The sequence below is a fragment of the Candidatus Methanoperedens nitratireducens genome (assembly GCF_900196725.1).
GTDB classification, from domain to species: domain Archaea; phylum Halobacteriota; class Methanosarcinia; order Methanosarcinales; family Methanoperedenaceae; genus Methanoperedens; species Methanoperedens nitroreducens_A.
In genome coordinates, this window is the sequence record NZ_FZMP01000017.1 from 1 (window position 1) to 10298 (window position 10298).

The window sequence follows — 10298 nt, forward strand, 5'->3', positions numbered from 1 at the left end:
TATTAAGTATCGTATTTTAGGACAATGGGTAATTTTGAATCTGCCGGAACGACTATGATACTCATTTTGTCGTGCTTTTAACAAAGTGGTAATTAAATCTATAACAGATTTTACAAGAACAACTGATGCTGTACCAAACCCAAGATAAACAATAATTTCTGGCCCACTTTCATGGCATTCCAGAACAAACCTCACGTTGTTTTTATCTATTAGGACTGCTCCTTCATTTTTAACTGGTCCGCAAGGATAAATATACTCATTGACGGTGGCCCATGTTTCTTGCCAATGATTAAGGCAACAACATCCTCCATCGACGGGTTTGATTTTGATAGAGATATAATTCTCATAATCTAAAGGTGTATTCATCAAACCAATTGCTCTATCTATGCTTCTTTCAAGATTGGTATTCATACTATGTATAAATCTCCAAAATAAGTAAAATCAATTAAATCGTTATTTTTTTCCACAATTATCTTTTAGGATTATTAATTCTTCGATATTAAACTTTGTATTAGGGCCGCAACCCAAAATTTAAATAATATGACTAATACACTTAACATAAAATAGAAAGTAGGTTAACTGTACATGGCAAAAATTAGAGACGTACTTTTAGAGTCCAACACCTGGTGGAAAGAAGAATTAAAGCTCGAATACCATGAAAGAGAGATCCATAAGCAGATATCAAAATACCTTCCCCTGCCCCAGATAATCGCCCTTACAGGCTTGCGCCGGGTAGGGAAAACCACATTGATGCTTAAGATAGTCTTAGATTTCATCAAAAAGGGTTTTGATGCCCGGAACATAATTTACTTTTCATTCGATGAATTCAGGGAAATAGAAATCAGGGAAGTGATGAAAGAGTACGAGGCGTTGATGGAAAAAAATCTCAGGGAGGGCAAATATCTGCTCCTGCTCGATGAGATACAGAAGCTCACGAACTGGGAAGACCAGGTAAAAAGGATCTATGATACCTATGGGAAGAACATAAAAATAATTATCTCGGGCTCAGAATCGATGTTCATAAAAAAGAAATCAAAAGAAACACTATCCGGCAGGATATTTGAATTTAAGGTTGAAACCCTTTCGTTTAAAGAATTCCTTAGCTTTAAAGGTGTGAAATATGAACCTGTCGGGCTTTATGAAAAGGAACTGGCAAGGCTCTTTGAAGAATATATTCTATGCCAGGGTTTTCCTGAGCTTGTCGGGATTAAAGACAAATCGGTAATAAGAAAATATGTAAAAGAAGGCATTGTGGAAAAGGTAGTCTACAGGGACCTGCCGCAATTGTTTAAAATAAAAAATGTAGCTTTACTGGAATCACTGCTCGGAATAATTATGGAAGAGCCCGGGCAGCTTATAGAGATATCGGACTTAGCAAAAGAATTAAAACTCTCAAGACAAACGCTGTCCAATTATCTGGAATATCTGGAAGAGGCTTTCCTCATCAGAAAATTATACAATTACTCTAAAAACAAAAGAAAGACGGAGAGAAAGTTAAAAAAATATTACCCTGCAATACTTTCAGACCTCATTTTTAAAGAGGACGACATTTCCATGTCAAAAGTCTTTGAATGGCTTATTGCATCCCGGTTAAACACCGGGTTCTTCTGGAGAGACCCCTATAAAAAAGAGGTAGATGTGGTCATTATGGACAAAAAGCCGATTCCGATAGAAATAAAATATGGAAAAATCGATACTACGGGTCTAATTGCATTTATGAAAAAGTTCAAAGTTACTGAAGGGTATATAGTTTCTCATGAAAAGGAAGAACAGTTGAAAATAGAGGATTTTACAATTAATGTCGTTCCAGCATTTAAATTCCTTTTAAGAGGAACGTGAAATCTCAAACTTAAAGGGGGACTATTTTCCAATCTTAATTTTCCCGGAATATTGCAAGCTTCAACCTGGCAAAATTCATTCGTGCTGCACCTATATGGAGATTTAAGCGAGAACCCCGGTCACTTGCCCGCTTTGAGTTTTTCAAGGTCGTTCGGATGCGCGAGCAGGTCATTGAAATAGAGCTTCTTGCCAGTTCGCGTCATGTATAAGCGAACCCACCAGAGCGTGGTAAGGGGAGGTATGATTAAAAAATTGATAATAAAACTGGCGAACTGCCAGATGATATCCAGAACGGGGATTCCTCTGAAAATCTCATCGAGTATCATCAGGACGATCAGAATAATGCCGGTAACAACCCACAGCAGGAACACATCGGACTTATGAGCTTTGAAAAATCCAAAACCTGCAGTTATACCATCCACGGGTCCGAGGTTCTCTATTACCAGGGCATAGCTGAAAACCGCCAGGAAAAGGCTTATGATCGCTATGTATATTGCCCATAAAAAAACCCCACCTGCCAGCACCAGAACCGCATCTGTATTATTTCCGGATAAAAGCTGATCAAGATTAACCCTTGTTGCGCCCGGGACGATGAACACGATGCCTGCCAGAGCCAGTAGTGTGACTAAAATTTCAGCCAGATAAAGATTTACGACGTTCTTTTTCCCGGCTTCTATCATGGCAGACAGGTCGGATTTCCCGGTCTCAGTGGCCTTTTGCGCCATACTGATAGCTCCTGCCATGAAGAATGACTGGAAGAACAGGAAAACCAGAAAATATACGATGACCAGTATAACAATCTCATAAAAATGCCGCGTTATGAGCGGAAGGAGAATGGCAGCGGCAGCTTGCGAAGTAGAGGCGCTCCCGATAGCGGACAGGGATGACCCGAACAGGTAAAAAAACCCGATACCAACCATGACGACAGCCAGAATGCCTGTTATAACCGCGTTAAGAATAAAAGGGATGACCAGAACGAGGTTCTTTGTGTACGTTTCAAAGCCGTTACTTATGATCTTACCGATGTCTTCCATTTTTATGCCCTTCTTATCTCACCTTTTGACGAGGTGATTATTTATTAATGTATCTTCAAGAAAAACGATTTCTATTTCAGGAATATAATCGCAAGCAGCATCAGTACTATCGCCACCACCATGAGTATCAGCGCGTACTTTTTATCTGTCCCGAAAACGATGGGTATCGGACCTATCAGTATCACGCCCCCGCATTTTACTTTCTTCTCCCCGGCCCCCTTCTCGGCGTCCCTCTCTTCGCTTTCCCGGGCAGAGCGCATCATGCTAAAGGCGATCAAAATGAATCCGAGTATTATTAGGAGTATCCCCGCTGCAATCAGGAAGCTCAAATCAGGCATTTCTCCTCCCGAGAATAAAGAACATCAGCATCAAAAGTAGTCCTATGACCATTGCGACCACTGTTATTTCAGGAGATGAGCCAAAAGCGATAGGTATGGGACCTATCATGATAAGCCCGCCAAAAGTCACATTACTTGCGGATAATGCTGCCCCTATCAGAACTAGCGCAAAACCGATCAATATCAATAAAATTCCTGATTTGATTATGTTGGTCATAGACTTCTTGTTTTGGCAATATCGCCTTCGATATCCTCTATTTCATGTACGAAGAGCTCAGCTATTTCCTTTGCAACAGCTTTCCAGTCCTTTATGCCGAAATCCTCAAGGGCGGCTGTCTTAACTTCGCGCGGCGTACCTCTTGTAGTGATGTTTATCCCGCAGTGTATCTTCTCGCTTGACACTCCCGCGCTGGCTATGCTCACTGTGAGCTTCCCGCCATTGATAAAAAGATCATCCCCTTCCCTGGTCGCTTTTATTCCGCGCCTCTCAAGCATGTCCATGACACAGACGATGAGCAGGCGCTGCATGTAATAGGCAAGTCGCATACTTGCAGGCGGGTTGAACCTCTCAACGATGATGTGAATAAGGTCATCGCCTTCTATTGTTTTTCCGGCTTTCCTGTCTTCAAAGTCCTTCATATTCTCTACGGTTACATCCATCGGACCGTGGAAGATAACTATGGAGTCGCCTTTTATTCCCATGCCGTAAGCCCAGAGCGGGGCTATCTGGGAGCCGTCGTATTTTATTGTTTCCGGGAGGATTTTGGAGATCATAATTACTGCTTCCTCATTCTTTTCTTATTTTCTTCCAGAAATAGTTCTTTCCTGAGCTTGGATGCCCAGATGAGGTGCGCCGTGCCGAGCTGCCTTTTCTTCTCGGCGCCGTATCGAAGGCGATCTTCCTGGATCGTCTAGTCTGGGTTTTGGGGGTATTTCAGATGACATATTAATTATCTCCGTGAACGCTTTGCGCTCTTAGCGTGCTTTGCGGTGTTATTTAATCACTCACCGCAGAGAGCGCAAAGGACGCAAAGAACAATTAATTATAATAAAATATATATTAAAAATCATTTTCCTATCTTTGAGAAGTATTTTTCTTTAATATTCCTTGGATCCAAATCATATTTATGTACCAAAGTCATCACATCGGATATATCCCATGAATCAGGACTTTTTGAAGATAGAGCGATAGTAAACTCACGAATTTTTGAAACAAGCATCTTTAGTCCATGTGGCTTTAGAGACATTGCACCATCAACACAAAAAGCATCAGCAGCCAGTTTATTAGAAGGGTGAATGATAATTGGTATTCCTTCTTCGGATTTGTATTGAGCTTTAAACCAATTCCAATTCCCACTTAATTGGTCAGCATACTTTTTACTTATTTCGAAATTGTTTATATCTGCTTCGTTCTTAGCTGCAAAAATCAAATATGTTCCATCGGACAATAGCCATAAAACATCAGGGCCTTTTCCAAACTCTTGTTCCGGTCGTTGAGATTCGAATCCGACTATTTCCGCAAGATTAGAGAATTCTTCTTCAAATGTGGCATAAGGTATACCAAAGTCTAATTTATCCAATATAGTATTTGCAGATACAATCAAAGCATTAGCTTCAGTATGTTTCTTAATCCATCTAATAATATTATCAGGTTGCTTTCCAAGTTCAATTTGAATCTTCTGATAGTCAACCCCTTCAGGCGGACGAGGAAGTGATGTATTCAATCGATGTGCTTTAAGTTGCATCTCTGCGGCTCTGACATGATCCGATTTGTAAAGATAGAAAGCCGCAAGTTGGAGATACCACCCTCTATCAGTGGTGTCTAATTTATTGCTTACATCACCATCTAGAATAGTTTGGATTGCCTTTGATGCTTCTCGATATTGCTTTGCTTGAAAAAGTTTGAAAGAATCTTTTTCTGTATTGGCAAGTGTAATCGGTAACATTTCTACAAATATATCCTCTGCTTTTTGAACCTTAGAACGATGGTATTTTATCCATGAAGGGTCTCGATTAAGACATTGGTTCATCAAACCTAAAATTGCTTTTTCCGCGTTCCCTTCTTTTTTTAAATCTTTTCCAAATTTTAAGCCCATCTCAATTTGAACTCTTGTTTGAGGAGACAAAAGATGTTGATTTTCAGTTAGAGACAGAAAATGAACAAGGTCATCTCCTATTAGAAAAACTACACAATAATCTGTCCCCGATCTAACACCTCTACCAAGTCCCTGTTCAATTTTTTGGGCAAGTGCTGATCTGATTAATCTTGATTTAGGTCTCGTTTTATTAATAAATCGCTCAAAAAGCGATTCCCCAAATGGTTTACCATCTAGTACTAAAATCCGACAAGACGTATCAGGTAAATCAATTCCATCGTACCTATTATATAATACAACGAAGTTAGATTTTGTTTTAGCCAGTTTTCCTAATATTGGAATTATAGACTCTTTGTTGGCTATCTCGGCACCATATTGTTCCCATTTCTCTGAAGTCTTTTCAGAAGGTGTCAATACTACAACATTATTACCAATATCTTTCATTCTCGTTATCAACTGAACGATTTTATCTATTTTTAGAGAGCTGTCTACAAGGCTTGGGATTACTATCATTCGTTCCCCTATATCGCCGGCGATCTTTGGTCTTAGTGGTCTTGTAACTGCTTCATGGGAAACACCAAATTCCTTAATTAAGTGGGAATCGTCCAGTAACGTTGCAGAGAGGAAAAATCTGCGCTTAGCATTCTGAAAACTTGGTATATATTCGATTGGGACACATTGTGGAGTTATCTCAATAGTTCTATCTGAAATGAAACAGTAACAGCTTTCAAGATTATCTCTGAGTAAGTTCCATTGAAATTTAAGTTCATCATTACGATATTCACTTAATATATTAATTATCTCATCTTTAGATTCAAGCCAATTCCAATATGGAACCATCATTAAAGTTGAAGGAACTCTATCTTCCAAGTCTTTTAGCTTTCCAAGAGCTTGAGTACGCAAGGAGCTTTTGAACAAATCAAACAATCTATCACACACATTCGAATGTTTATCTCGATTTAAAGAAATTGTAAAAGCCTGCCTCGCTTTTTTTAAACAGCTATGCGCATCATCTACCAATAGGCTTCCTATAGGCACTTCCTCGTTATCTGTATCCTTCACCCCGAATTTTGATTTCCCATTGACAAGCTTATCGAAGGTTGTTATTAGAATTGCTTCAGAATTTAAAAAATCCACAGGTATACTTCCATCTTCAGATGTGACATTTGGAATACTAAACTCATTAGCCGATGCTATCACTTGGTCAACGAGTTGTTTATCAACGCAAAGATATATAGCAGGACCCAAATTTTCGTTTAAGCATGATTGAAGCATTAACAAGCCAACAAGCGTTTTTCCAGATCCTGTGTCCATTTTTACTATTGTATCTTTTTGGGTTCTCCGGCTAAACCATGTCTCTAAAACATGCTCTTGCCCACCTCTCAGATATTCGTATTTCTTATTACGATGTTCTTGAAAAATCTCAAAAGGATTAATTGGTTTTTCCTGAAATTCCTTTTCTAGCATTTTTTCAAAGTCAATCATAGGCATTCTTCCTGGATTATCCAGTCATGGTTTAAGTTTGTATCCTTGGCATTTAAGTTATATTTGTAATCTGTTTTGTTCTTTATCCTTCAATCAGACCCGCAATCGGTTCTAAGATATCCCTTTCAGAACACATTTTATTGAATAAATTTTCATTTGCAGACCATGAAATTTTACCGCTAATGGTTTTACTTTCAAGTATATCAACTGCTTCAAGCTGCACAAGGTATCTTGGAAGTTTGATCCTTTTTATCTCAGTTCTGTATGTCTCCATGAATATAGATTCTATCTCAGAATAATCTTGGGGCAGAACACTACCGTACTCGAAAGACCGCTCATAGCAGATACTTGATAGTGTAAGATAGGGGCCGATTACCTGATATATGCTATCTATTTCTTCATACCCTCTCTCGAAAAAGAATGAAAGAGCTTTTGACAATCTCTCGTGATAATTCTTCCCTCTGGACTCTATTTCAATTAAATAATTGCCAGGAATAATAATATTCCCTTCTATCTCAACCAATCCATACTTGGTTAGAAGATCTATGTTTTGTTGATATTTTTTGCGTTCCTCTTCATTTATTTGCTCAAAATCTACCGCTGTATCTATCTTATCATTGACCAGAAGCCATGATAAGACATCCAGCAGTGGTGTATGCATATGCGAGGGAAAAGGAAGCTCTGCAAAATAATTTGCTCCAACTTTCACAAGAGCTTTCTGGACAGTTTTCTGGACAAGTGTAAGATTCTCACTGATTTTATGCTGAACTTGATAAAAGGTTGGTTTGTCTACAATCAAACCTTTAATGGCATCTATTTTGACTTCACCAATATTCTTGAAGCTCATAAATCTGATTTTTTGCGGCCTTTCTGTCGTTAAATCCTTGAATATTCTTGGATAGTTGACATGAACAGGCACGCTCCAAATCTCCCCCTTTTTAACAGGAGTCCCAACATGCGGTATATTACCAATTGTGCTTCTAATCCAACTGTAAGCGATTTTTTCAGCACTTCTCTCGTCTACAGGCAAATCAACCAGTTGATTTTGGATCAATTTCCCTCCTTTCCTAATTTTGATTGAGGGTTTGGATCAAGGAGTATCGCTTGATTATATTCTAACTCCCATGCCGGTGCAAAGACTTCATGAGATACGAAATACTCTGACCCCAGCCATGGGTTATTAATTATAATATCATCTTCAGTAATCCCTATTATAACCCCTGCATGCCCAGCGCCACGAATTCCATAAGTTAAAAATTGACAATTGTATAAAACAATGCTTGGAATCCCCATCTCAATTTTCTCGCTGAGTTTATTCATATCTACTTCTTCTTCCAATGAGAATATAATCCCTTCGATGTTCGAGTTAAGGTTTTTGATAAAATGCGAATCCACAACAGTCCCTGTAAACCTCCTTGTATTAGTGATTTTCATAATCTCATCTATACTCATGTTTGGTACAGTATCCCGTATAATTCGGTTATTATATGTATTTTTCATATACTCTAAACACATTTTTATCGAGTTTACCATGCACATCCATTCAGTATCTTGCTGTGGATACCACGGGACTTTAAGTACTTCAATTTGGTTATTCAGCGGGTCTAATATCTTTCGTCTCATTGATTCTCCTCTGTAGATATTAGAATCCCATTTAGGACGAACGGCTGATCAATGTAAATCAAATTATTTATCCCCTTTTTCATGTGCTATAGCGCCAACATCTTCGTCTACCGAAGCTTGAGTTTCGGAGTCGGAAAGCATAAGTCACCACAATTAAATTAATTGTATTATGTCAATTGTCATATATATAATGTTCTAAAATTATTCTTTATACCTTGTCCGTAAGCTGAAATTGAGAGTAATAGAAGACTCTGCGGGTGTAGTTTCAATCTCACCAGTGCCCATAAATAACAACAAAAAGAAATATATGATATACCATGACCCCGAAAGTACAACTGAAACGCGAACTCGGCCTGCTCGAAATAACTCTCTCAGGCGTGGGAATCATCCTCGGCGCAGGTATATACGCCCTTATAGGTAAAGCGACAGGACTTGCAGGAAATGCGGTCTGGCTTTCGTTTGCCCTCTCCGCACTTGTGGCAGTATTTACGGGGCTGAGTTATGCCGAGCTCTCTTCCATGTTCCCGAAAGCAAGCGCGGAGCATGAATATGCCCGCAGTGCCTTTGGCAACAGGCTGGCATTCATTATTGGATGGCTGGTTATATTGAGCGGTATAATCGGCGCTTCGACCGTAGCCCTTGGTTTCGGAGGATATTTCAATTCTTTCTTCAGCATTCCCCCGCTCGTATCAGGTTTTGTATTAATAATAGCTCTCTCATTCCTCTTGTTCTACGGAATAAGAGAATCGGCATGGTTTGCAATCGTCGCCACTCTCGTTGAAACGGCAGGTCTAATTTTAGTAATTTATATAGGACTTCCATATCTTGGGAAGGTGAACTATTTTGAGATGCCAAATGGGTTAGCCGGGGTCTTCCAGGCTTCAGCGCTTGTATTTTTTGCTTATACAGGGTTTGAGAGCATCGTCAAGCTCTCGGAAGAGACAAAAGCCCCTGAAAAAACAATTCCCAGGGGTTTGCTGCTCGCTATATTGATCAGCATTATTCTTTATGTACTCGTAGCGGTTGCTGCTGTCAGTGTAACGGGATGGGAAAAACTTGCTACATCAGGAGCGCCGTTTGCGGACCTCGCTTTCATAGCTCTTGGAAGCGAGGCTTTCACGCTTTTAACTGTAATAGCCCTTTTCGCAACCGCGAACACCGTGCTCCTGATGCTGCTCGGCTCATCCAGGATCATATACGGGATGGCGGACTCTTCTACCCTTCCTGTCATACTTGCACAGGTGCATCCTGCAAGGAGGACGCCGTGGGTAGCGATATTCATTGCAATGGTTCTGTCGATGCTTTTTATTTTTGCAGGGGATATCGCTTTCGTGGCTAATATCGCGAACTTTACTCTCTTTGTGACCTTTTTTGTGATCAATGCAGCGGTAATACTGCTAAGGTACAAGAAGCCGCAAATGAAAAGACCATTCAGGGTGCCGATTAGCATAGGTAAATTCACAGTACTTCCGTTTTTTGGTATTTTATTCTGCATATTCATGCTCTTCCAGCTTGAGTGGATGGTGCTTCTCATTGGGGCTGCGCTGGTAATCATGGGCTGGCTTCTTTCTTATGTGAATATAAAAAAAGTTTAGTATGTCCTTAATTGATTTAAGTTTAAATGGCGAACCTATGAATTGGTAACCACCATTTATGCCTATCGCTGATATCATCTGGTTATATAAAAAGCAATACCTTCGCCATTAAGGAGTATTAATACTACCTATTTTCGTTATTTGTGCAAACATTTGCTGAATTAAAATTGGATCAGGCTTTTCCGGTATCAATTTTAATGTTTCATAGAGATATTTGCCTGCTCTAAAGTATGCTTTGAGGTCTTGAACCCCAAAGAGTGGGTTATATTTGCGAACCTCATCGATCAA

Annotated in this window: 10 protein-coding genes and 1 pseudogene; 2 read left to right on the top strand and 9 right to left on the bottom strand. The window is 39.5% G+C overall.

Annotated elements, in window-relative coordinates; all coding sequences use genetic code 11:
* Positions 1–411, bottom strand: a 411-nt coding sequence (locus MNV_RS01895; protein WP_143311585.1) for a hypothetical protein, incomplete at its 3' end; no start/stop codon positions are given.
* 174 nt (positions 412–585) lie between these two features.
* On the opposite strand from MNV_RS01895, the gene MNV_RS01900 reads away from it, so the two are divergent.
* Positions 586–1839, top strand: coding sequence for an ATP-binding protein (locus MNV_RS01900; RefSeq protein WP_096203691.1), 1254 nt, complete (start codon positions 586–588; stop codon positions 1837–1839).
* A gap of 119 nt (positions 1840–1958) precedes the next feature.
* On the opposite strand, the gene MNV_RS01905 is transcribed toward MNV_RS01900, so the two are convergent.
* From MNV_RS01905 to MNV_RS01935, 7 genes are all read right to left on the bottom strand, one after another.
* Positions 1959–2873, bottom strand: a complete 915-nt coding sequence (locus tag MNV_RS01905) for a DUF7847 domain-containing protein (RefSeq protein WP_096203692.1) — start codon at positions 2871–2873, stop codon at positions 1959–1961.
* 71 nt (positions 2874–2944) lie between these two features.
* Entirely contained in the window at positions 2945–3211 is a 267-nt protein-coding gene (locus MNV_RS01910) for a TIGR00304 family membrane protein (protein ID WP_096203693.1), read from the bottom strand.
* Positions 3204–3428: a TIGR00304 family membrane protein gene (locus MNV_RS01915; RefSeq protein ID WP_096203694.1), complete on the bottom strand. Its 225-nt coding sequence runs from the start codon at positions 3426–3428 to the stop codon at positions 3204–3206. The genes MNV_RS01910 and MNV_RS01915 overlap by 8 nt, the downstream gene beginning before the upstream one ends.
* The gene (locus MNV_RS01920; RefSeq protein WP_096203695.1) at positions 3425–3985 is read right to left on the bottom strand and encodes a DUF366 family protein; all 561 of its coding nucleotides are present in this window, start codon (positions 3983–3985) and stop codon (positions 3425–3427) included. The genes MNV_RS01915 and MNV_RS01920 overlap by 4 nt, the downstream gene beginning before the upstream one ends.
* A gap of 293 nt (positions 3986–4278) precedes the next feature.
* Positions 4279–6792: a DEAD/DEAH box helicase family protein gene (locus tag MNV_RS01925; RefSeq protein WP_179293744.1), complete on the bottom strand. Its 2514-nt coding sequence runs from the start codon at positions 6790–6792 to the stop codon at positions 4279–4281.
* An 82-nt stretch (positions 6793–6874) separates the two neighbouring features.
* On the bottom strand, positions 6875–7846 hold the full coding sequence (locus MNV_RS01930; protein ID WP_096203697.1) for a hypothetical protein: 972 nt from the start codon (positions 7844–7846) through the stop codon (positions 6875–6877).
* Positions 7843–8415, bottom strand: coding sequence for a C39 family peptidase (locus MNV_RS01935; protein WP_096203698.1), 573 nt, complete (start codon positions 8413–8415; stop codon positions 7843–7845). Before MNV_RS01935 ends, MNV_RS01930 begins: the two co-directional genes overlap by 4 nt.
* A 317-nt stretch (positions 8416–8732) precedes the next feature.
* On the opposite strand from MNV_RS01935, the gene MNV_RS01940 reads away from it, so the two are divergent.
* Positions 8733–10010, top strand: coding sequence for an APC family permease (locus MNV_RS01940; RefSeq protein WP_096203699.1), 1278 nt, complete (start codon positions 8733–8735; stop codon positions 10008–10010).
* Positions 10011–10118: 108 nt separating this feature from the next.
* Here MNV_RS01940 and MNV_RS20050 read toward each other — a convergent pair.
* Positions 10119–10298, bottom strand: a pseudogene (locus MNV_RS20050) (IS4 family transposase); the annotation flags it as partial.